Below are 23,761 nucleotides of genomic sequence, written 5' to 3'. Positions count from 1 at the left end.
CAAAATCTGAAATCTATTACAGCACAACAAACATACAAAAAAACCTCAAAGGAAATAAATCCTTCGAGGTTCTCTAAAAAACAAACTATAAATCTCTTTCATCAAAAAAACAACTATAATTTAATTACTTTCTGAGCAATAGTTTTATGGTTCTTGGTTTGCAAAATCAGCATGTACACACCAGATGTAAGATCTTTGGTATTAATTTCGTTTTTATTGATTTTTCCCTGTTTAATCAATCTTCCATTGAGGTCAATGATCTGATACACCTCAACATTCTCGTCCGAAACTTTAATAAAATCACTAAATGGATTTGGATAAACTTTAACAGTTTCAGGAGATGGAGCAGATAAAGCGTTTACACTTAGCACTGGACTTACAAAAGTTGGATCTTTCATACAACGCACTCCCATTGCAGCTTGAGGATAAACTCCTGTTCCCGTTTGTACATTATTCCCCTCGAATTGCATTGCCAGCGCGTAACCAGTTCCACGGTCTGCAAGAGATGCAGTCCACACACCTGCTTTGTTTGGATTCACACTTTTTTCTCCTATTTCACCTCTAATTCCGTCTTTAGCGAAATTACCAATGACGTAGTTAGTCCCCGCAAAAACCCATCCAAGACTTCCAACAACAGCTCCGCCATAATAGGTTACCACTGACCTCCACTGATCTTGAACAATTCCAGCGGTAGCATCACTATCATTTCGATAGCTATTGTACCAAGGAGAATTTCCTTTCGAGCTTGTATAAAGATGGGTAAAATTAACATCTGGAACCCTCCATCCTGCGGGACAAGGATCATATACCGATTTTTTATTTGCGTGACCCCATCTCTCTGACATCAAATTTCTTTTTGTAGAAACCCAATCTCTTACTTGAGTCAAATCATTAGAAGACTTGTTAAAACCATCATATACAGCTCCCGTTCCAGTTTTGTATAAAAATTTTAGTGGGTTTTGCACTGAATATTTTACATTATCTCTCAATGAATTATAGAGGTTAGCGCTTGTAGATCCGTAATTATTAATACTCTCAGCGTAAGAACTCTCGTAGGTTGTACCGTTCACTTGACTATATGTTATTGTGCCCGTTGCGGTAGCATTTTCACTTCCTAAATAAATGGTTGAAGAGGATAAGAAACTAGGCAGCGGATCCTTTCTTCCCCATTGAAAATGTAATCCTTTAGCATTTTGCGCTTGCGCTGTATTTGTGGTTGAAGGCATAACTTCTAAAGCTCCCAAGTTTCTATCCATGAACTCACTTTTAATCGGAGGGTGTTTACTCTTTGTAGGGTTTACAAAATTATAAGCAGTTACTATAGGAACTTCTGTTTGATAAGTAAGTGTACTTGCAACTGGACTCGTGTTAGGAGCCCAAATATGCCAACTCCAATAAACTGGACTGGTAGTATCTCCATTATGTAACGAAACAACAACGTTACCTTTTTGCCCTGCATTAAGATTAACCACAATCTCCGCATTTCTTGGATCTGAGGTCAAATTCTCCAAATGCATCTCATTAACCAAGTTAGGATTAGTTGTCCAAAGTACCTTCGCCACCAAGTTATTGTAAGGAAGCATCTGCTTATCAGAAAGTCGTTGGTTGTAAACAGAGAAAGCTTTACTAACAGGTATCCTCACTTGACTTTCGTTATTCACCAAATAAGAGTTAGGATTATCAATACCTTGTGTATAATTCTCATTAGAATTGCTGAAATATTCGTTAACAAAATTGCCAATTTTAGCAAGATTTGGGTCCCTGATACATCTTACAGCGTTACCTGCTCTCGTTGGATTGGTTTCATTAATATAAATCGAATGCAGTCCAACGGTAGTATTGGTGCGATAATGATCAGAAATAATTGTAAAAAGCCTAGCTCCATCGTAACCAAAGGTAGCACTCCACATTCCACCACTTGCATTATTATCTTGAAATATGACTCCCGTTTCGGTACCAGCTGCTGCATTATTCGGGTATGGGACATAACCACCTGGTATAGGCAAAAGTCCAAGATTTCTGTTGGGTACTGTGCGGAAATCCATACCTAGACCTGGATACACTTTTATACCATTTAGAACAGCATTTTGTTGATCAGGAAGAATTAGTGCATTATTTGTAATGTCATCATTATTCCAATCTGGCCTCCTACCGTAGAAAGCTAAATTATTATTCTGAGTAACCCTCCCGTAATAAGAAGGAACTCTCCATCCATTAGGACAAGGATCCCAAGAAGTCTTTAATTCGTATGAACGACTTTCATTCTTCAAAGCTGTGTTACTGCTATTGGCATTTCCGTTTGTTCCCTTGGCATTGTCTCCCCATAAGTCCCAAGTAACATAATCGGTAGCTCCCGCGGAAGATGGAGCAGTTCGGTATCGCTGATTGCTAAACCAATTCCCAGTAGCATCTTTGTTATAAATAAACGTATAAGGATTATTCACAGAATATCGAATATTCTTCTCGATCTCGTTATTTTCTCTAAATTTAACAGGTATCGAGTTATTGGCTGCAATTGTTCGATGTTGTAAAGAGCCTGCTTCCCCATTAAGCTGATAAAAGAACCCATCCTTGTGAACCAATCCTGGGAAGGGATCTTTGCGTCCCCACTCATAAGAAAGACCTCCTGACTTCTCCCATTCATTACCAAGAAAACTTCCTCCTACAGCCCCTAGATTCCTATCCATATACCTAATTGATACACCAACATTGTCAATATTAGTTTCCCAACCTTGGCCGTAGGTTACCCCATTTTCTGGATTATCAGTAACCCAAATATGCCAACTCCAATACACGACACCATCCACCTTAAAACCAACGACAGCATTACCTTTTCCAGCTCGGGGGTTGATCGTCACTTTAATTTTGGTGTCATCTGGCAGATTTGCATTAACCATTGCTACTCCAGAAACTAAACCTAGAACATCTTCCCATAGTAGAGACGCGCCAATATCACCTTGAGGAATCGGAGTCGAAACTCCATTCTCCTTGAGATAAGCATGAGTACTCCACATAGAGTAAGCTTTCTTTACAGGAATCAAAAGTCCATCATAATTGTTGGCATTTGCGACATCAACATCGTAAATGTAAGAGTTCGGCGCTTTTGTGTAGTCGATAGTTTGAGAATGCGCAAAAAAAGTTGCCAGAGCGGCAGATAATAGAAATAACTTTTTCATAGCGTGTTAAAAAAATTTAATGATTAATACTTCACCAAATATTTTCTAACATCATTTGTTGTGTCATCAAAGATAAAAAATAAATTTACAAATAAACACAACGTAAGATAATATTATTAGAAATTTAATATTAATATTGAAATATATACAAGCTACCTGTAATTCAATTTAAAATATTCAAATGTTTTTATTATGTAAAACATTGTATTTCATTTTCTTAAAAATAAAAGACCAAAAGAAAAAGGACATGCAGTTTTGCATGTCCTTTTGTTCATATTGAATTAACTTTGATTAATTATTCTCCGCCATCCATTTTTTAACTTGCTCTAACGAGACTTCAGCTAATTCTTCAGCCGAATATTTTTCATTATCCGCTTTTCTCGGAATTTTGAAATTCTTCTTACCAGACTTAATGAAAGGTCCCCATCTTCCGTTTTCGATAGAAATGTTCTCTTTTTCCCACTGTTGGATGTAACGGTTGGCTTCCTTATCTAATTTTGATGCAATCAACTCATGAATATCTTCCTGAGTCAAATGATCAAAATCATATTTCTTAGGTACATTAACATATAGATTTTTGTACTTTACAAAAGGTCCAAATCTTCCCTTCCCCTTAGTGACCGGCTCTCCTTTATAAGTTGCAACAGGTGCATCCGCAATCTGCTTTTCCTTAATAAACTGTTCCGCAACCTCTTGAGTAACCGAGAACGGATCTGTACTACGTCCAAGAGAAATAAAATCTTCTCCCCACTTGACATACGGTCCATATCGACCTACTCCAACTGAAACGGATTTGCCTTCAAAATCATTAAGGTCGAAAGGAATTTTGAATAATTCCAAAGCCTCATCCAATGTAATGGTATTAATATTTTGACTTGGCAAAAGAGATGCAAACTTTGGTTTTTCTTCATCATCAGATTCTCCAATCTGAATCATTGCTCCAAAACGACCAATTCTGGAATAAACATTCTTTCCAGATTTAGGGTCAACTCCTAATAGACGTTCTCCATTTGCTCGATCAGCATTTTCCTCAACATCTTCGATTCTTGGGTGGAAAAACCCATAAAAATCGGTCATGATATTCTTCCACTTTTTATCACCGTTCGCAACGTCATCAAACTCTTGCTCTACCTTTGCGGTAAATCCATAATCCAACACTTCCGCAAAATTATTAGTCAAAAACTCATTGACTACTTCTCCTATATCCGTTGGAACAAACTTGTTTTTATCTCCACCAAATTTTTCAACTAAAACCTTTTTCTTAACGCCAGAAGAATCAAGAGTCATCTTAACGATCTCCCTTTCTTGTGGAAGAACCTCTCTCTTATCCACGTATTCGCGATTCTGAATCGTTTGAATAGTCGGTGCATAAGTTGATGGACGACCAATTCCCAAGTCTTCTAACTTTCTTACTAAAGCCGCTTCTGTATAACGAGCTCCAGGTTTTGTAAACTTTTCTGTTGCGGTGATGGTTTTGTAACTTAAAACCTCTCCTACATTAACCTTTGGAAGGAGCTTTTCGTTGGTTTCTTCATCATCTTCATCAGTTTTTTCGATTCCATACACCTTTAGAAAACCGTCAAAAACAATCACTTCTCCAGCAGCTTCAAAATGAGAAGACAATTTTGGATTACCAATTTCGATAACCGTCTTCTCAATTTCAGCATTTGCCATCTGCGAAGCTAAAGTTCTTTTGTAAATTAACTGATATAATTTGTTCAACTGAACATCACCAATACTTTTAACCGAAAAATCCGTTGGACGAATCGCTTCGTGCGCTTCTTGTGCTGAAGCTGATTTCGTGGTATAGTTTCTTGGTTTAGAATATTTGTCTCCGTATTCTGATAAAATTTGAGCTTTTGCACCATTAATTGCTTCTTGCGAAAGATTTACGGAGTCCGTTCTCATATAAGTAATAAATCCTTCCTCGTATAATCTCTGCGCAACACGCATTGTTGTTGTCACACCATAACCCAATCGATTACTCGCCTCTTGCTGTAAAGTAGATGTCGTAAAAGGAGCAGATGCAGAACGAGTTCCGGGTTTTTTCTCAACATTAAGAACTTTGAATTCTGTATTTTTTGACAATTCCAAAAATGCTTCAGCTTCTTTTTCTTGATCAAAATCCTTTTTCAGTTTTGCAATGATATCCTGCTTCGCTGCATTTTGAAAAATACCTTCTAATTTATAGGAAGAAACTGGTTTGAAATCTCTAATCTCTTTTTCGCGCTCCACAATCAGACGCACTGCAACAGACTGAACTCTTCCAGCTGAAAGTCCTGTCTTCACTTTTTTCCAAAGGACAGGTGACATTTCGAAACCTACAATCCTATCCAAAACTCTTCTTGCTTGCTGTGCATTAACAAGATTTTGGTCAATATTCCTTGGATTCTCAATTGCCTTTAGAATAGCATTTTTAGTAATTTCATGAAAAACAATACGCTTCGTCTTGTCAGATTTCAACTTCAATTCGTCCGCAAGATGCCATGCAATAGCCTCTCCTTCGCGGTCTTCATCGGAAGCCAACCAAACCATGTCTGCCTTCTTCGCTGCTTCTTTTAATTCGGAAACGATTTTCTTTTTGTCAGCCGAAACTTCGTAATTGGGGGTAAAAGTTTCCAAGTCGATACCCATCCCTTTTTTCGGCAAATCACGAATGTGACCGAAGCTGGATTTGACTTCGAAATCTTTACCGAGATATTTCTGAATGGTCTTTGCTTTTGCTGGAGACTCTACAATAACTAAGTTCTTAGACATGAAATTTTTTTTGCAAAAGTAGAATAATTTTTAAAAGTGCAAATATTTAACAAACTTTATCAAATAATTACCACATCAAAATCATTAAAATATCCATTTTGCAATTCCTTTAAAAAATCTAAATTTACAGCCCGAAAATGCACAAGTTTTTTACATCTTTATATTATACGATAAAAAAGCACAAACCTATCGCTGCCGTAATTGCAGTGGTATTTCTGCTGATATCAGCTTTCTTTGCTTCTCGAATTAATTTCGATGAAGACATCAACCAAATTATTCCTAAAAACGAAAAATCGGACATCACTGCAAAAATTTTGTCTCAACTTAATTTTTCGGATAAAATTGTAGTCATTATAGAAAGCAAATCAGATGAAGGTGGTTTTCAGTTGTCAGAAACGGCAGATGCATTTATTGAAAAGACGATACCTCTAAAAAAATATATCAAATCTATCCAAGGAAAAGTTGATGACGACCAAATTGCAGAAACCTTTGATTTCGTCAACACTAATATTCCTCTTTTTCTTGATGCTTCTGATTATAAAATTTTAGAACAAAAATTACAGCAAGATAGTATCGCTCATCGAGTAGATGAAAATTACAAATCCTTGATGTCTCCAACGAGCTTGGTCACAAAGCAGTTTATCAAAAAAGATCCTATCGGAATTTCTTTCATAGGACTGCAAAAACTCCAAAACCTGAACATTGGAAAAGATTTCAAACTCGAAGACAATTATGTGGTTACTCAAGATGGGAAAAATCTTCTGCTTTTTATAGAACCTACTTTTGGCGGAAGCGAAACCAAAAACAACGAAGGTTTTGTTGACCAACTTAACCTCATCAAGGACCAAATCAACAAAGAGTTCAAAGGAAGAACAGAAATCTCTTATTTTGGAGCTCCAATGATTGCCGTAGCTAATGCAAAGCAAATTAAAAAAGATATTCAGAGTACTGTTTTTGTTTCGACGGCAGTTCTTCTTATTCTGTTGATTTTCTATTTCAGAAGTTTCTTTGCTCCTATTATCATTTTCGTTCCGACGATTTTTGGCGCAGCGGCAGGATTGATGCTGATGTACTTTATTAAAGACAAAATCTCAGCAATTTCGCTCAGTGTTAGTGCTATCTTAATAGGTATCACGATCGATTACGCCATCCATATTCTTACCCATTACAAGCATAATCCTAAAATAGAAGAAGTCTTTAAGGAAATTACTCATCCTATTATGATGAGCGCCACCACGACTTCGATTTCATTCTTCTGTTTGGTTTTTGTCCGTTCTGAAGCTTTGAAAGATTTGGGAATCTTTGCGGGAATCACGGTCATGCTTTCAGCCATATTTACTTTGGTCATTATTCCTCACATTTACAGTCCAAAGAAAAATGAGGGCGAAGAAAAACCAACATTTATTGATAAAATTGGTGCTTATCCTTACGAAAAAAAGAAATGGTTGGTAATTGCGAGTTCTTTAATTATCATTATTTCATTCTTTGGTTTTTCACATATTAAATTTAACAAAAACCTCAACGACCTTAACTTCATTCCAGAGGAAATGAAGGTTAACGAGAAAAAACTCGAAAAACTTTCTGACCTTACAGAAAAATCCATCTACGTTGTTTCTTATGGAAACACCGAAAATGAAGCTTTGAAGAAAAACGAGGAACTCTTCAATTTTCTCAGTCAAAAAAAATCCCAAAAGGAAATTCTAAGTTTTGTTTCGGCTGGACAAGTGGTACTATCCGAACAAGAGCAACAAAATCGAATTGCATTGTGGAAAGCTTTCTGGACACCCGAAAGAAAAGCCAATACGATTTCATTATTAAAAAAATATGGAAGTCAATATGGTTTTAACCAAGATGCATATGCCGATTTTGAACAAATGCTGAATCGCGATTACAACCCAATTCCACTCAAAGATTACAAGCAACTCAAAGCGTTGCAACTTTCCGAATTTCTGAGTCAAGGAAAAGGAATCTACACTGTTTCTACCGTTGTTAAAATTGATGAGAAAAACCGCGACTCTTTTATTCAGCAAGTTGAAAAGAAACGCGATGTTCTTGCTATTGACCGTCAACAACTGAACGAAAATTTTCTTGGATTGCTTAAGGACGACTTCAATCGATTGGTTAATTATTCTTTGATTGCCGTCATTGTCATCTTTATCCTTTTCTTTAGAAATATTGATTTGACAATCATGGCGGTGATACCGATTGTATTGTCTGGAGTTGTGACGGCAGGAATCCTTTATTTCCTTGGTTTGGAACTCAATATTTTCAGTACCATTGTTTGTACACTGATTTTTGGAGCTGGGGTTGATTTCAATATTTTCTTAACTCAGGCTTTGCAAAAAGAAATCACAACGGGCGAAGACCAACTTCCTTTGTATAGAGTCTCTATTATTTTAGCACTTTTAACAACCGTTTTGGCCATTGGAGCACTCGTTTTCGCAAAACATCCTGCCCTACATTCGGTTTCTGCGGTAGCATTAATTGGATTATTAGCGGTAACGATCATTTCGTTTGCGATGTATCCTTTGATGTTTAATTTTATTAAAAACAGGACAAAAAAGGGTCTATCCCCGATTACATTCAGACTTTTCTTTCATTCCTTGTTCTCTTTTGCATATTACGGAATTGGAGGATTCTTCCTTTCTTTAGTGGGACATTTTTTTGTTCCGGGTGCTGGAAAAAAGAGATTATTAAATATTAAAAAACTAATTGCCGCATTTCTAAAATCGGTTCTCTACGGAAATCCTTTTGTGAAGAAAAGAGTTATCAACCTCACTAACGAAAACTTTGACAAACCAGCGGTAATTGTTGCTAATCACACTTCATTTTTGGACACTTTAGCAATTGCATTAGCAACGCCAAAAATTGTTTATTTAGTGAACGACTGGGTCTACAACTCTCCTATTTTCGGTAAAATGGTCAGAGCTTTGGGTTTCTTCCCCGTCTCACAAGGAATCGAAAACGGAACCAATCCCCTTCGAAAAAAAGTGGAAGAAGGTTTCTCATTAGTCGTTTTTCCAGAAGGCAATCGCTCAAAAGACAATAAAGTGAGGCGTTTCCATAAGGGAGCTTTCTTCTTGGCAGAAGAATTTGGGTTGGATATTGTCCCCATGTATATTCACGGAAATTCCGAAGTTTTACCAACTGATGATTATATCATTTATGATGGTGCAATAACCGTAAAAGTTGGCCAACGAATTGATAAAGATGATGCCTCTTTTGGCGTGGGCTATCGAGAAAGAACCAAAAAAATCAATTCTTTCTTCCGAAAAGAATGGGCAAACCTAAGAACCGAATTAGAAGACCAAAATTATTTCAGAAAAACGCTTTTCCTTAGCTTTCTTTATAAAGAAAATGAAGTAGTGAAATCAGTAAAAAAAGATTTTGAACTTCTTAAAAAAGATTACTACCAACTTAACCACCATATCGGAAGTCAAGATACTATTCTTCATATTTCCTCAGATTATGGACAATTAGATATTATGTTGGCGTTGCAAGAAGCAGGACGGAAAATTTGGAGTTTCAACAATGATGAAGAAAAAAGAAAAATTGCGCTTCAAAATTATCTATTGAAGAGGAGAAAAATTTCTTACCCCGAGAATTTGATCGAAATTGAAGAACAACCAAATATTTTGTTAATTTCTGACCCTAATTTTGACCTTTCAAATCTCAATCTGTTACCTCAAAAAGTAATTTTGTTCAATACCAATTCACAGGAAGAGAAACTAAAGAACTTAGGGTATCAAATTACAATTCAGGAAAATAAAATAGCGGTTTATGACCGTAATCAATTAATTTAATACTTTTGTAAAAACTACACAATGTTGAAGAAGATATTAGTCATCTATTATTCGCAGTCAGGTCAGTTGGAGGAAATCATGAAGAATATTTCTTTACCTTTTGTACAGAAAAACGATTACGAAGTGACCTATTACGAGATAAAACTCAAAGAAGACTTTCCTTTCCCTTGGCCTAATGATGTTTTTTACAACACGTTTCCAGAAAGCTATCTTCAGGTCCCGAAAGAAATCATCCCTCCAAGTGAAGAAATCATGAATCAAAAATATGACCTCATCCTTTTTGGATATCAGGTTTGGTTTTTGACGCCTTCTATCCCGACGATTTCTTTCCTCAAAAGTCAATACGCGGAAAAACTTTTAAAAGACACTCCTCTTATTACCGTTTCTGGAACCAGAAATATGTGGATGCTTTCTCAAGAAAAACTGAAAGTACACCTCAACAGACTACAATCCAAATTAGTCGGAAACATCGCTTTAGTAGACCGGCACAATAATTATACAAGTGTTATCACAATACTTAATTGGATGTCAACAGGCAAAAAGGAACAGTCAAAACCGCTTCCTTCAGCTGGTGTTGCACAAAAAGAAATTGATGAAGTTGGTAAATACGGAGACATCATCATCAAATATTCCGATAAAGGAAATTTTGAAGGTCTCCAAAAAGAACTGGTCTCGAATGGTGCGGTAGAAGTCCGACCATTTCTTGTAAAAGTCGAAACGGTAGGAAACAAGCTCTTCACCGTCTTTTCAAAAATCATCAAAAACAATCCTCACAAAAGAAAGTTTTGGGTTGGTGTCTATAAGTTTTACTTATTTTTTGCAATTTGGGTGATTTCTCCAATAGTTTTATTTTTCTTTACTATTTTTACCCCTTTATTTTTTAATAAAAGAAAAAAACAAATTAAGTACTTTCAAGGAATTTAAAAAAAACATCATATTATGAACAATGTTTATATCACAAGAGCAGCAAAATATCTTCCAGGAAACCCTGTTCCCAATGAAGAAATGGAAGATTATCTTGGCTATGTAAACGATGCGCCTTCTAAGGCAAAATCTCTTATCTTGAGAAATAATGGTATCAAAACCAGATATTATGCTCTTGACAAAAACAACCAACCAACAGAGACCAACGCTCAAATTACAGCTAAAGCAATAGAAAAACTTTTCGATGAAAATTTCACTAAAGATGACATCCAATTATTGTCTTGTGGAACAACATCGGCAGACCAGATTCAGCCCTCTCATGCATCTATGGTTCATGGAGTACTGAAAACCAATCATTCTATCGAAGTTAATACTTCTATGGGACTTTGTAATTCTGGGATGAATGCTTTACAATACGGTTACATGTCCGTAAAATCAGGAAATTCAACCAATGCAGTTTGTGTAGGTTCCGAAAGATTTTCGGCTTGGATGACCGCAGACAAATTCAACCACGAAGCAGAAAATTTAATTCTTTTAGAAGAAAAACCAATTATCGCCTTCAAACGTGAGTTCCTAAGATGGATGCTTTCTGATGGTTCGGGAGCTTTTCTTTTGGAAGACAAGCCAAGAGAAGGTGCTTTGAATTTAAGAATTGATTTCATTGATTTCTATTCTTATGCACATGAGTTAGAAGCATGTATGTATTCTGGATGCGAAAAAGAAGAAGACGGAAGTCTAAAATCTTGGGCAGAATTTCCAGCTAACGAATGGTTGAAACAGTCTATCTTTGCTTTGAAGCAAGACACCAAACTTCTTGGAGAAAATATTTTGAAAAAAGGAGCACAAGCTTTAAGAGCCTCTTTTGATAAACATAACTTAGACCCAGAAAAGATTGATTACGTTTTGGCGCATATTTCTTCTAACTATTTCAAAGATGGATTGAAGGAAGAATTCGCAGCACTTGGAATGGACTTTCCAACAGAAAAATGGTTCTATAATCTTTCTGAAGTAGGAAATATTGGAGCAGCTTCTATCTACATCGCATTAGAAGAACTAATGGACTCAGGAAAACTGAAGAAAGATGACCAAGTCTTGCTTTGTATCCCTGAAAGTGGGCGTTTTGCTTATTCTTGTGCACTTCTTACAGTAATGTAATGGACATCCAATTACCACTTACCGACAAGAACTTGGTGGGAGATATGATTCCACAAAAAAAGCCTTTTGTCATGGTTGATTCTTTGGTAGCGTTTTCGGACACTGCATTAGAATCGGCATTCAGCGTGCCAGAAGATCACGTTTTTACTTTTGATGGAACTTTCCAGGCACCAGGTGTATTAGAACATCAGGCACAAAGCGTAGCTTTGCACACGGGTTATCAATATTATATTAAAAACGAAGTACCGCCCGTTGGATACATTGGTGCAATCAAATATTTTGAAATTTCAAGACTTCCAAAAGTAGGCGAAAAGATTGAAACCTCCGTTTCTGTGATCGACGAGTTAATGGGAGTTACGTTGGTACAAATTATCAGTAAAATTTTAGGAGAAGAAATTGCAAAATCCGAAATGAAGACGGTCATTAAATAAAACACAAAAAAGAAGGTCGTTTCCTTCCTTCCATCAAAAAAATATTCAACTTTGGATAACAGAAAAAGACACAATATCAAAATGGATGAGTTCCTTCCACATCGAGAGCCGATGTTGATGGTGGACGAATTGATCGAAATCAAAAGTCAAGAAGTTATCAGTTCTTTCAAGATTTTCGAGGACAATATTTTTGTAGAAGAAGGAAAATTCAACGAAGCTGGACTCGTCGAAAACATCGCACAGACTTGTTCCACTATAACAGGTCAAGAGATGACAGAGGACGCAGCTTCGGGCGTGAAAATTATTGGTTTCATTACGAATATCAAAAAAGTTCATATCTATGAGCTACCGAAAGTCAACGAAACCATAATATCGAAAGCTAATCTTAATTCGTTGTTTGGAGATATTTGCAATATCTCGTGTCAAACATTTTGTGGAGAAAGATTGTTAGTCGATGCAGAGATAAGTCTGTTCTTGAAAAAAGTACCAGACCATAACTAAACTTAAAATTGTCATACACTTAAAAACATCATTACCATGAAAAAAGAAGATGTTCCACAGGAAAAGAGTGTCTTACAATCTGTTAACATGACAGAACTGTATTACGTCACAGATGACGAGGGCAATTACACCACTGCTCATAGTAGCGGTTGGGAAGCCAAGGCTTTGGCCTTGGAAGAAAGCATGGATTTGATTAATGAAAGGGTCGAAAGTGCGAGGAAGGATGTTGCGAGCGGAAAAGTAAGTCCTATCATTTACTTTATGGAACTTAATAAAATGGATTTTGCAGTGTTAGCAAGCTATGTCGGTATTTGGACATTTTTTGTGAAACGTCATGCGAAGCCTAATATCTTTAAAAAACTAAAAACCAAAACCCTTCAAAAGTATGCTAATGCTTTTGACATCACAGTAGAAGAATTAAAAAATTTTGACGGCAAATAAATGAGCGACGACCTAAAACTAAACTTCACCCATCACCAATCTGCACATTGCGAGAATGGCGTTGCGTCTAATTTACTTAAAAACAGAGGATTCGACATTTCGGAGCCTATGATATTCGGAATCGGTTCTGGACTTTTTTTTGTATACCTCCCTTTTTTAAAAGTAAATTTTGCTCCAGGATTTAGTTATCGTCCAATGCCGGGAACTATATTTAGTAAGGCCGCAAAAAGATTGGGAATCAAAATCAAAAGAGAAAAATTCAGTAATCCCGCAGAAGCACAGAAAGCCTTGGAAAATAATCTTAAGAAGAACATTCCGACCGGTTTGCAGGTAGGGGTTTTTCACTTGACCTATTTCCCAGAAGAATATAAGTTTCACTTTAACGCTCATAATTTGGTGGTGTACGGAAAAGAAAATGATACATTTCTTATCAGTGACCCAGTGATGGATTACACCACATCTCTAACCGAAAAAGAACTCGAACGTGTCCGTTACGCAAAAGGTGTAATGGCTCCGCGTGGACATATGTATTACCCGATTTTTGTTCCCGAAAAAATGGATTTGGAAGGTGCAATTGTTAAAGGGATCAAAGAAACATGCAACAAAATGTTGGCTCCGGTTCCCCTTATTGGTGTCAAAGCCATTCGTTGGGTGGCAAGAAGCATCCCAAAATGGGCAGAGAAAAAAGGAGCTAAAACTACCAATCATTACCTTGGTCAATTGATTCGTATGCAGGAGGAGATTGGTACTGGTGGGGGCGGATTCCGTTATATTTATGGAGCTTTCTTGTATGAAGCTTCAGAAGTACTCCACAAACCAGAATTAAAAGACTTATCCAAAGAAATCACTGCAATTGGTGATCAATGGAGAGACTTTGCGGTGGACATTGCAAGGGTTTACAAAAACCGCAACGCCAAATCAGACATCTATAATCACCTTTCCCAAACCATGTTGCATATTGCAGATTTGGAGGAAGCGTTTTTCAAAAAACTGAAGAAAATTATCAACTCGTGAGTCACAATATCATCGAAATAAAAAATCTATTTAAGAAATACAAATCCGCAGAAAACTTCTCTGTGAATGATATTTCTCTTGATATTGCCACCAACGAAATATTTGGAATTTTGGGTCCAAATGGAGCCGGAAAGACCACATTGATTTCCATGCTTTGTGGATTAGTGCAACCTTCGTCAGGAAGCTATCTCATTGATGGCCTTTCACCAAAAAAAAACCTGAATTCCATCAAAAAAATCATGGGAATCGTGCCTCAAGAATATGCGCTTTACCCAACATTGACCGCAAAAGAGAACCTGATGTTTTTTGGTTCTTTGTATGGACTTCAACATGCTCAACTTCAAAAAGAAATTGATATCGCTTTGGAAAGAGTTGGCCTTTTGGAATTTGCCAATCGCAAAGTCGAACATTTTTCAGGGGGGATGAAACGCAGATGCAATTTGGTAGCAGGAATACTTCATCATCCCAAAGTTTTGTTTCTCGACGAACCCACTGTTGGGGTAGATGTACAGTCACGAAATCTTATTATTGAATTTTTGAAAGAACTTAATCAACAAGGTACTTCAATTATTTATACTTCTCATCACCTCTCAGAAGCAGAAGATTTTTGCACCAAAATCGCTATTATCGACAATGGTAAAATCCATGCAATAGGAAGTCCAAAAGAACTCATCGAAAAAGTCCCTAATGCTGAAAATTTGGAAGACGTTTTCATTGCACTAACCGGAAAAGAACTTCGCGATGCTATATAAACTTTGGAGAGCACTTTGGAAAGAAGTTTTACTTCTGAGACGCGATTTGGGAGGAATCGTCATCATCTTCGTTATGCCTTTGGTACTGATTGTGACCATCACCTTAATCCAAGATGGAACATTCAAAAATTTAGAAGGCTCCAAAATCCCTATTATTCTGGTTGACAATGACCAAGCGGAAGTTTCTAAAATTATTAAAGATGGTTTGCAAAAAAGCACTGCCTTCGAAATAAGTCCTGAAAAATTTAACGAAACCTCTGCCAGAAATGCGGTTTTTGAAGGAGATTACCAAATGGCCGTTGTTATTCCAAAGGATTTATCTAAAAATATGAATGAGAGCATCAATGGAAAAGTAGAAACCATTGTAAGCTCGCTCGGAGTTGGTATAGAAGGAGATTCGACCAAGGCTGTCACTCCTTCCTCACCAAAGGAAATCCATCTATACTTTGACCCAGCCACAAGTGCAGCGTTCAAAAGCGGAATCAAAAGTTCGATTACCGAAATGATGGCGACCATCGAAAATCAAAAAATATATGCTACATTCCAGGAACAGTTAGGAACCAACGACGATATTGCTTTTGACCAAAAATTTATTTCTTTTAAAGAAATTACACCAAAAGGTCAAACAGAGCTTCCTAATTCTGTGCAACATAATGTTCCAGCTTGGGCGCTTTTTGCCATCTTTTTTATTGTAGTTCCACTATCGATTAATATTGTAAAAGAAAAAAATCAAGGAACCACCACCAGAATCTTGGTCAATAACACACCGTATTTCATCCATATGTTAGGGAAGACCTTTACTTATCTGATGATTTGTATGATACAATTTTTGTTGATGTTGGCGGTTGGAGTTTATTTGTTCCCACTTTTAGGATTACCACAATTCAATATTAATGGACAACTTCCAGAATTGCTTTTGATAACCTTCTTTTCGGGTTTAGCAGCCATCGGTTTCGGAATATTCTTAGGAACTTTAACAGACACCCAAGAACAATCTGCTCCTTTGGGTGCCACATCAGTCGTTATTTTAGCAGCCATTGGCGGAATCTGGGTTCCAGTTTTTCTCATGCCGGAATTCATGCAGACGATTTCAAAAATTTCGCCAATGAATTGGGGGCTTAATGCATATTACGATGTTATCCTTCGACAGGCAACCATTGTAGAAATTCTCCCTAAAATAGGATTATTACTATTATTTTATATTGTTACGGTACTCATTGCTTTAATCTATGAAAGGAAAAAACACGCCATCTGATACAACTTTAAAAAACACTATCGAAGGAAGAGTCCGCTTTAGCGAGTGTGACCCTCTGGGAATCGTATGGCACGGACATTATATCATTTACTTTGAGGACGGAAGAGAAGCTTTCGGAAGAGAGCATGGGATTTCTTATTTGGATGTACAAAGAAATGGCTTTGCAACACCCATCGTCAAAACCACCTATGAAAACCTTCTTCCCTTAAAGTACGGTGAAACCTTTCGTATAGAAACCACGTTCGTTAATTCTGTTGCAGCGAAGATGATTTATCGTTTCGAAATCTATAACGAAGCCGATAAATTGGTATGCTTTGGAGAGACGATTCAGGTTTTTATAGATTTAGAAGGCAATTTGCAATTATATAATCCTCCGTTCTTTGAAGAATGGAAACTCAAAACAGGACTGATATCGTAATGAGAACCAAAACTTATATTACGGATTATAATTGCGTCACTCCGATTGGTTTTGATGTGGAAAGCAATTGGAAAAATCTTGTTGAAGGCAATTCTGGCATCAAAAAATCCCGAATTTCGGAAAACGGACAAGACTACTTTCTTGCTACCATCAACGACCAAGAACTCAATAGTAAATTTCAGGAAAAATTTGAGAACGCTGCATTTACTCGACTGGAAAAAATGCTGCTTCTCAGCTTACAACCTTTAGTTGAACTAAATAAAGTCACACCCAATTCAGTTTTGATTTTATCCACAACAAAGGGAAATGTAAGACTTTTGGAAAATCGGGAAATCCCTCCTCAAGACGCCTATCTTTCTGTTTTAGCTAAAAAAATTGGAGATTATTTTGGTTTCACAACGACACCAATTGTGATATCCAATGCTTGTGTTTCTGGCGTGATGGCCGTTTCGATTGCTAAAAAACTATTAGAATCAGGTAAATACGAAGACGCTTTTGTCATCGCAGGTGACGAGCTTTCAGAATTTGTCGTTTCAGGATTCAATTCTTTTCAAGCTTTGGGAGAACAGCCTTGCAAACCTTATGACGAATCCAGAAACGGAATCTCAATAGGAGAAGCTGCAGCTGCAGTCTATGTCAGCAAAAAAGCTGAAAACGAAAACTTTAGTTTTGAAATACTGGGTGAAAGTTCAATCAACGATGCTAATCATATTTCGGGGCCATCAAGAACAGGAGAAGGACTTTTTTTAAGCATTAATTCCGCGATAAAAGAAGCAGGAATTACTCCATCGGAGATTGATTTCATTTCTGCTCACGGAACAGCAACTTTATATAATGACGAGATGGAAGGTTTTGCTTTTACACGAGCAGAACTGCAAAACGTCCCATTAAATAGTTTGAAAGCATTCTATGGTCACACATTAGGTGCGGCAGGACTTTTGGAAACGATTATTTCAATGGAAATTTCAAAAAATAATTTCCTCATCGCCTCCAAAAATTTTGAAAATATGGGGATTTCCCAACCACTTCATATCATTACCGAAAATCAGGAAAAAGATATCAATATCATTTTGAAAACTGCTTCTGGATTTGGTGGCAGTAATGCTGCATTACTTTTAAAAAAGATAAAAGAATGAAGACTCAGAAAATCTGCCTTATAGAAAACGGACAAATCATAGTTGATGGAAATTTGGTTTTCGAGGAAAATAATGACCAATTTTCAGGTTTCGCAAAAGCAGCGTACAAACATTTTGAAATCGATTATCCGAAGTTCCACAAAATGGATGCCTTGAGCAAATTGGCTTTCTTGGCATCAGAAATCGTCTTGAAAGACGAGCAAGAAAAAGACATAGCTTTAGTACTTTCTAACGCTTCATCGAGTTTAGACACAGATATGAAGTATCAAGAAAGTATTAATTCTCAGGAAAATTATTTCCCGAGCCCAGCGGTTTTTGTTTACACATTACCCAATATTTGTTTAGGAGAAATTAGTATTCGGCATCAATTGAAAACAGAAAACGCTTTCTTTGTTTCCGAAGAATTTGACGAAGAATTTATTAACCTGTATGCGGAAAATCTTCTTACTTCTGGTAAGGCGACGAAAGCACTTTGTGGCTGGGTCGAAATGTTCCAAAATAAATACAGAGGTTTTGTATATTTGCTAACATTATAAAAACACGATGAAATTAATTTCTTTCTTTATTTTATTAATCTCGCCCTTGTTTCTAAAGTCTCAGACTTATATTAATGTAGTACAAAACAGCTACAATAGCGACTATTTAGTTGCACAAACGATTAATTCAGAAAGTTCTCTTTGGAGAAATTTCTTAGAAAATAAAAGAAAAAAGGAAGAAGCCGTTGCAAAAGCTCAAGCTCAACTTTCTTTAATTAAAAACACTTATTCTTCATCAAAAAACTATCCAGAAACAATTACAAACGGATGGCATACGGTTATTGCAACGGATAACTACAATTACTGTTCTCCAGCCAAAGTTCTTATCAGTAATAATGAAATCAAAGAATTTGTAATATCAAATTGGGTAAAATTATCGATGTCTTTTAAAGTAATCTCTCCCCTAAAAAATGCAAAAGCTTTAATTAGTGTTAACTTTGGCGAAAGTGAAGATACATTGGAAGTCTATTTCATCAATGATTTACAGCAGCCAACAATAGTAGAACCTCCCTTACAGTCGGGCTTTATAACATTTTGGTCTGATTCAAAAGCAAAAGAAGCAAAAATATGGGTAGACAAGAAAAGCTTTGGAGAACTATCAGAAAATCTTCCATCAGAACCAACTTGCTTCGGCAAAGGAGCAATAACGGTTGAAGTTAAGCCGGGAATTCACCACTTTTTTGTTGCGGGAAGAGGAAGCATTGCTTGGGAAGGAGACCTTGAAGTCAAAGAAAATAAATGTCTAATATATTTGCTAAACAAAGACAATAAAAAGAATTAAAAAATACTTATGGAAAATCTTAGAGAAGAATTAAAACACAAAATCATCGAAGTACTTAATCTGGAAGACGTAACTCCAGCGGATATAGCAACGGACGACCCGCTTTTCGGAAGCGGACTGGGATTAGATTCTATCGATGCTTTGGAGCTTATCGTGCTTTTGGACAAAGAATATGGAATTAAGCTTTCTGACCCTAAAAAAGGAAAAGAAATTTTCGAAAGCGTAGAAACCATGGCCACTTTTATCGAGAACAACCGAACTAAGTAATTAATGCATACCAAGATTGCCATTACCGGAATGGGGGTTATCTCTTCCATTGGAAACAATGTGGAAGAAAATTATCAATCATTGCTCCATGCTCGACATGGGATTTCAGAGATTGAACTTTTGGAAACTAACCGCCGTGGAAAAATAAAACTTGGAGAAATCAAGATTTCTAACGAAGAACTGATTTCCCAACTTCAGATTTCGGAAGACAATAATTTCACAAGAAGTACACTTTTGGGAATCGTTGCAGCTCGAGAAGCCGTCAACAGTGCTGGAATTACAGACATCAACGATTACAAAACTGGACTCATCTCCTCCACAAGTGTGGGCGGAATGGATATTACAGAAAAGTACTTTTTCTCTTACGAACAACATCCAGACAAACAAAAATATATCGGAGCGCACGATGCAGGACATTCTTCTGCATCAATTGCAGAAGTTTTGGGACTCAAAGGTATGGTTTCCACCATTAGTACCGCATGTTCTTCGGCTGCCAACGCCATTATGATGGGAGCCAAATTAATCCAATCTGGAACTTTGGACCGAGTTATTGTGGGTGGCACCGACGCACTGTCAAAATTTACATTAAATGGTTTTAGTACGTTGATGATTGTTACAGATACCTACAACACTCCATTTGATAATGACAGAAAAGGCTTAAATCTTGGTGAAGCAGCTGCTTATTTGGTTTTGGAAAGTGATACCATCGTAAAAAAAGAGAATAGAAAAGTATTGGGATATCTCACAGGATTTGCCAATGCCAATGATGCGCACCATCAGACCGCTTCTTCGGAAGAAGGAACAGGTGCTTATCTTGCGATGGAAAAAGCGTTGAAATTATCCGAGCTTAAGAAGGAAGATATTGATTATATCAACGTTCATGGTACGGCTACACCTAACAATGACTTATCAGAAGGGGTTGCGATGATTCGGGTTTTTGGAGAAAATCAAGTTCCTGACTTTAGTTCTACAAAGGCATTTACAGGACACACTTTGGCGGCAGCGGCGGCCATCGAAGCAGTATATTCATTACTTGCCATCAACAATGGGGTAATTTTTCCGAATCTTAATTTCAAAACGAAGATGAAGGAATTTGACTTAACCCCTGTCACTGAACTTAAATATAAAGAAATCAACAATATCTTATCGAACTCCTTTGGTTTCGGTGGAAATTGTTCCTCATTAATTTTTTCTAAATCATGAAGCCGGTATACATCAATAGTGCAGTCTGCATCTCGGTCCAAAATACTTTGGATGAATTTTTTTTTGACCAACTACAACCGGAAACTTCATCGTTATTGCTTAACGCCATTGCTCCTAACTACAAAGACTATATCTCTCCTGCATTGATTAGGAGAATGTCAAAAACGGTCAAGATGAGTTCGGTAACGGCGCAAAAAGCATTAGAAATAGCTGGCGTAGACGATCCTGACGCCATCATTGTGGGAACAGGAATGGGTTGCGAAGAAGATAGCGAACGATTTCTGAAGAACATTATTGACAATGACGAAGAGTTTTTGACACCGACTTATTTTATACAGTCAACTCATAATACGGTTGCAGGACAAATTGCATTGGCAAGAAATTGTCACGCCTACAATTTCACCTATGTTAATTCTGGTTCCTCTTTGGAAATGAGCTTACTCGATGCCAAACTACAATTACAATACGAAGATGCTAAAAACATTTTGGTTGGCGCAACAGATGAGAAGTCTCCACGAACAATGGAACTTTACCAAATAAACGGAACCATCAAAAAAGAATCTGACTTACCAGTCAATTATCTCAACTCTACGACCGATGGCGTTATTTGGGGAGAAGGTTCAGCATTTTTTGTTTTAGGAACAGAAAAAATCGAAAATTCTCTATCTCAACTACAAGACGTTACTTTCATCAATCGTCTTGATGATGGTGAAACGCAAAGATATATCGAAGCTTTTTTATCAAAAAATAATTTGAAACCTTCAGATATTGACGTGGTTATTTTAGGATTTAGTGGAGACGCCAAATCCGATGTACATTACCATGAAGCACTTCCTATGTTTGATTCTTCGGTGCAACTGTATTACAAACATTTGTCAGGTGAGTTCAACACTTCGAGTGGATTTGCATTTTTTATGGCAAATCACATCTTGAAAAGACAACAAATTCCCGATGTCATGAAGATCAATGGCGTACACAAAACAGAACTTCAAAACATATTGATATACAATCAACTAAATAACGAAGATCACAGCTTAACTTTGTTGAAAAAAGTTTAACTTTTTTACAAAATAAAGATCTAAACTATTGTATTTGTCATTCTGAGCGGAACAAAGTGGAGTCGAAGAATCTTAGACGATACAGAAGACAAATTTTAATAAAAAAGATGCTTCCTGTGTCAGCATGACAATAAAAAATAATGCTCATTAAATCGCTCAAATAAAAGATATTGAAACATCGTATTTCCATTTCAATGCTTATTTTAGCAATGATTCTGTTTTTCATTCTAAAAATGGATTGGTGGTATTATGCGCTTGCAGTTTTGGGATTTAGTTTGGTTACTTTTCTTGGGGTGGTTAACATGGACTACAATTGGTTTTTGAAAAATTATACAAAAGTCAAAAATCAAAGCCCAAAAAAAATCGCGCTGACCTTCGATGACGGACCTACAGAATTAACACCAAAATTTTTAGAAATACTTAATAAGCATCGACAAAAAGCGACGTTCTTTTGCATTGGAAAACAAATTGAAAAGTTCCCGAACATTTTCCAACAGATTATAGATGATGGTCACGAAATTGGGAATCACAGTTACAGCCATTCTAATAAAACAGGTCTATTTTCCAAAGAAAAAATGGTCCTGGAAGTTAGGCAAAATGAAGAGGTTTTTTTGAAAAACGGAAACTACAAAACCCAACTTTACCGTCCTCCATTTGGTATAACTAATCCAAATATAGCAAAGGCAATTGCTACAACCAACAAGAAATCTATCGGTTGGAATATCAGGTCGTTTGACACAGCAATCAACGATGAACAAAAAATCCTGAATCGCATCATTCCTAACATCAAAGATGGAAGCATCATCCTCATGCACGACACCTCGGATAAATCATTTCGCGTGTTGGAACAAATATTGTTATTTTTGGGGCAGGAAAATTACCAAAGCGTAACCATTTCCGAACTATTTAATTTTAAATCATGAAAAAAAACATAACGCTTCTTTTTACGATTCTCCTTTTTGGACTTGGTTTTTCGCAAAGAAGCATGACCTTGGAAGAAGTCAAAAGCTTTGTGTACAAAGTCACTTACGATAGTCATCAATTCAAAACATTGCAAAATGATTTTGTCCAGACCAAAAAAATGGACTTCATGGACAAAGATCTCGTGACTTCGGGAAAAATGTCCTATCAGTTTCCCAATGCGTTAAGTTGGAGCTATACTAAACCTTATCAGTACACGATTATTTTTAAAAATAACAAAGTCTACATCAACGACCAGGGAAAAAAATCCACAGTTGATGCCAAGAGCAAAATGTTCGAAAAAATTAATAAGCTGATTGTTGGTAGTGCAAGCGGAAACCTCTTTACCGATCCTGAGTTCAAGGTAAGTTATTTCAAATATCCTTCTCAAAATATGGCGAGATTTGTTCCGAAATCAGCACAACTCTTGAAATATATCAAACAGGTAGAAATCTATTTTCCAGAAAACAAAAGCACTGCTTCCAAAGTGGTGATGTTAGAAGCTTCTGGTGACACCACAACGATCACATTTGATAATACCAAAGTCAATGCGCCAATTCCTACTTCAGCTTTTAGCTTATAGTCTTTTCATCCTCACATTTCAGTCTTGCAAAAGCTTTGAAATCAAAGATGTAACTCACGTTTCTACCACAAAAGAAAAGGTCGAAAATCTCTACTTTGACTTGCAGGAAGATTATGTGTACAAAGGCCAAATTGAAGTCTATGGAAATGACATCAGCGGCATCCTCATTATTAAAAAAATCAGTCCGACCACGCACCGTGTTGTGATGACCACAGATTTTGGAAACAAAATGTTGGACTTCGAGATTTCGCCTAACGATTTCAAAGTCAATTATATTGTTCCTGACATGGACAAATCGATGGTGAAAAATTTCCTTGAAAAAGATTTCAGAATTCTGCTCAAAAAAGATTTCAAAATAACAAAAGAATTTGAAAATCAAGAATTTAAAGTGTATTCAGCGACAGAAAATAAGGCCACTTACTATCTGTACTTCGACAAGCGAGACGAATTACTCAAAAAGTTGATTTTCACGGAAAATAACAAAGAAAAAATAAATTTCGACTTTGACCCGAAAACAAGTATATTCGCAAATAAAATCCTATTACAACACAAAGATATCAAGTTGAAAATAGGACTTCAACAAATCACAGAACAATAAAAAAAATACTCA

General features: G+C 36.6%; 21 protein-coding genes. 19 read left to right on the top strand and 2 right to left on the bottom strand.

The genetic code is table 11. The features are described from left to right. Positions 1–113: 113 nt before the first annotated feature. Both AC4AGG_RS01275 and topA read right to left on the bottom strand, forming a co-directional pair. Positions 114–3,176: a T9SS type A sorting domain-containing protein gene (locus AC4AGG_RS01275; RefSeq protein ID WP_489770157.1), complete on the bottom strand. Its 3,063-nt coding sequence runs from the start codon at positions 3,174–3,176 to the stop codon at positions 114–116. Between the two features lie 291 nt (positions 3,177–3,467). Next, entirely contained in the window at positions 3,468–5,933 is a 2,466-nt protein-coding gene (topA, locus tag AC4AGG_RS01270; RefSeq protein WP_489770156.1) for a type I DNA topoisomerase, read from the bottom strand. Positions 5,934–6,070: 137 nt separating this feature from the next. Here topA and AC4AGG_RS01265 point away from each other — a divergent pair, with 137 nt between their 5' ends. From AC4AGG_RS01265 to lolB2, 19 genes are all read left to right on the top strand, one after another. Further along, positions 6,071–9,736, top strand: a complete 3,666-nt coding sequence (locus tag AC4AGG_RS01265; protein WP_489770155.1) for an MMPL family transporter — start codon at positions 6,071–6,073, stop codon at positions 9,734–9,736. Positions 9,737–9,757: 21 nt separating this feature from the next. Then, the gene (locus tag AC4AGG_RS01260) at positions 9,758–10,660 is read left to right on the top strand and encodes a dialkylresorcinol condensing enzyme DarA (RefSeq protein ID WP_489770154.1); all 903 of its coding nucleotides are present in this window, start codon (positions 9,758–9,760) and stop codon (positions 10,658–10,660) included. A gap of 15 nt (positions 10,661–10,675) precedes the next feature. Further along, complete coding sequence (gene darB / locus AC4AGG_RS01255) at positions 10,676–11,815, top strand: dialkylresorcinol biosynthesis protein DarB (RefSeq protein ID WP_489770153.1); 1,140 nt, start codon at positions 10,676–10,678, stop codon at positions 11,813–11,815. After that, a complete protein-coding gene (locus AC4AGG_RS01250) occupies positions 11,815–12,246 on the top strand; it encodes a hotdog family protein (protein WP_489770152.1) in 432 nt (143 codons plus the stop codon). The genes darB and AC4AGG_RS01250 overlap by 1 nt, the downstream gene beginning before the upstream one ends. Before the next feature lie 51 nt (positions 12,247–12,297). Continuing rightward, the gene (locus AC4AGG_RS01245; protein WP_489770151.1) at positions 12,298–12,747 is read left to right on the top strand and encodes a hotdog family protein; all 450 of its coding nucleotides are present in this window, start codon (positions 12,298–12,300) and stop codon (positions 12,745–12,747) included. 36 nt (positions 12,748–12,783) lie between these two features. Beyond that, the gene (gene DarG / locus AC4AGG_RS01240; protein WP_489770150.1) at positions 12,784–13,188 is read left to right on the top strand and encodes a flexirubin biosynthesis protein DarG; all 405 of its coding nucleotides are present in this window, start codon (positions 12,784–12,786) and stop codon (positions 13,186–13,188) included. Then, positions 13,189–14,202, top strand: a complete 1,014-nt coding sequence (gene darH, locus AC4AGG_RS01235; protein WP_489770149.1) for a BtrH-related acyltransferase DarH — start codon at positions 13,189–13,191, stop codon at positions 14,200–14,202. After that, positions 14,199–14,954 carry an ABC transporter ATP-binding protein gene (locus tag AC4AGG_RS01230; protein ID WP_489770148.1) on the top strand — a complete coding sequence of 252 codons (756 nt, stop codon included), beginning with the start codon at positions 14,199–14,201 and terminating at the stop codon, positions 14,952–14,954. The genes darH and AC4AGG_RS01230 overlap by 4 nt, the downstream gene beginning before the upstream one ends. Further along, entirely contained in the window at positions 14,944–16,209 is a 1,266-nt protein-coding gene (locus tag AC4AGG_RS01225; protein ID WP_489770147.1) for an ABC transporter permease, read from the top strand. The genes AC4AGG_RS01230 and AC4AGG_RS01225 overlap by 11 nt, the downstream gene beginning before the upstream one ends. Further along, on the top strand, positions 16,184–16,627 hold the full coding sequence (locus tag AC4AGG_RS01220; protein WP_489770146.1) for an acyl-CoA thioesterase: 444 nt from the start codon (positions 16,184–16,186) through the stop codon (positions 16,625–16,627). The genes AC4AGG_RS01225 and AC4AGG_RS01220 overlap by 26 nt, the downstream gene beginning before the upstream one ends. Continuing rightward, complete coding sequence (locus AC4AGG_RS01215; RefSeq protein WP_489770145.1) at positions 16,597–17,763, top strand: beta-ketoacyl synthase N-terminal-like domain-containing protein; 1,167 nt, start codon at positions 16,597–16,599, stop codon at positions 17,761–17,763. The genes AC4AGG_RS01220 and AC4AGG_RS01215 overlap by 31 nt, the downstream gene beginning before the upstream one ends. After that, positions 17,760–18,299 carry a 3-oxoacyl-ACP synthase gene (locus AC4AGG_RS01210; RefSeq protein ID WP_489770144.1) on the top strand — a complete coding sequence of 180 codons (540 nt, stop codon included), beginning with the start codon at positions 17,760–17,762 and terminating at the stop codon, positions 18,297–18,299. The genes AC4AGG_RS01215 and AC4AGG_RS01210 overlap by 4 nt, the downstream gene beginning before the upstream one ends. A 7-nt stretch (positions 18,300–18,306) precedes the next feature. Then, positions 18,307–19,080 carry a hypothetical protein gene (locus AC4AGG_RS01205; RefSeq protein ID WP_489770143.1) on the top strand — a complete coding sequence of 258 codons (774 nt, stop codon included), beginning with the start codon at positions 18,307–18,309 and terminating at the stop codon, positions 19,078–19,080. A gap of 9 nt (positions 19,081–19,089) precedes the next feature. Next, entirely contained in the window at positions 19,090–19,347 is a 258-nt protein-coding gene (locus tag AC4AGG_RS01200; RefSeq protein WP_489770142.1) for a phosphopantetheine-binding protein, read from the top strand. A 3-nt stretch (positions 19,348–19,350) separates the two neighbouring features. Next, positions 19,351–20,550: a beta-ketoacyl-[acyl-carrier-protein] synthase family protein gene (locus AC4AGG_RS01195; RefSeq protein WP_489770141.1), complete on the top strand. Its 1,200-nt coding sequence runs from the start codon at positions 19,351–19,353 to the stop codon at positions 20,548–20,550. Beyond that, on the top strand, positions 20,547–21,608 hold the full coding sequence (locus AC4AGG_RS01190; RefSeq protein ID WP_489770140.1) for a beta-ketoacyl synthase N-terminal-like domain-containing protein: 1,062 nt from the start codon (positions 20,547–20,549) through the stop codon (positions 21,606–21,608). Before AC4AGG_RS01195 ends, AC4AGG_RS01190 begins: the two co-directional genes overlap by 4 nt. Positions 21,609–21,778: 170 nt before the next feature. Next, positions 21,779–22,531 carry a polysaccharide deacetylase family protein gene (locus AC4AGG_RS01185; protein ID WP_489770139.1) on the top strand — a complete coding sequence of 251 codons (753 nt, stop codon included), beginning with the start codon at positions 21,779–21,781 and terminating at the stop codon, positions 22,529–22,531. Next, positions 22,528–23,151 (top strand): flexirubin biosynthesis/transport protein LolA2, encoded by a 624-nt coding sequence (gene lolA2 / locus AC4AGG_RS01180; RefSeq protein ID WP_489770138.1) that lies wholly within the window; start codon positions 22,528–22,530, stop codon positions 23,149–23,151. The genes AC4AGG_RS01185 and lolA2 overlap by 4 nt, the downstream gene beginning before the upstream one ends. Continuing rightward, positions 23,117–23,749 (top strand): flexirubin biosynthesis protein LolB2, encoded by a 633-nt coding sequence (lolB2, locus tag AC4AGG_RS01175; RefSeq protein ID WP_489770137.1) that lies wholly within the window; start codon positions 23,117–23,119, stop codon positions 23,747–23,749. Before lolA2 ends, lolB2 begins: the two co-directional genes overlap by 35 nt. The last annotated feature ends 12 nt before the right edge of the window (positions 23,750–23,761 follow it).

It is taken from the genome of Chryseobacterium sp. CG10_8, assembly GCF_058117085.1.
The sequence above is the reverse complement of the archived record's forward strand: the minus strand, read 5'-3'. Positions and strand labels throughout refer to the sequence as shown.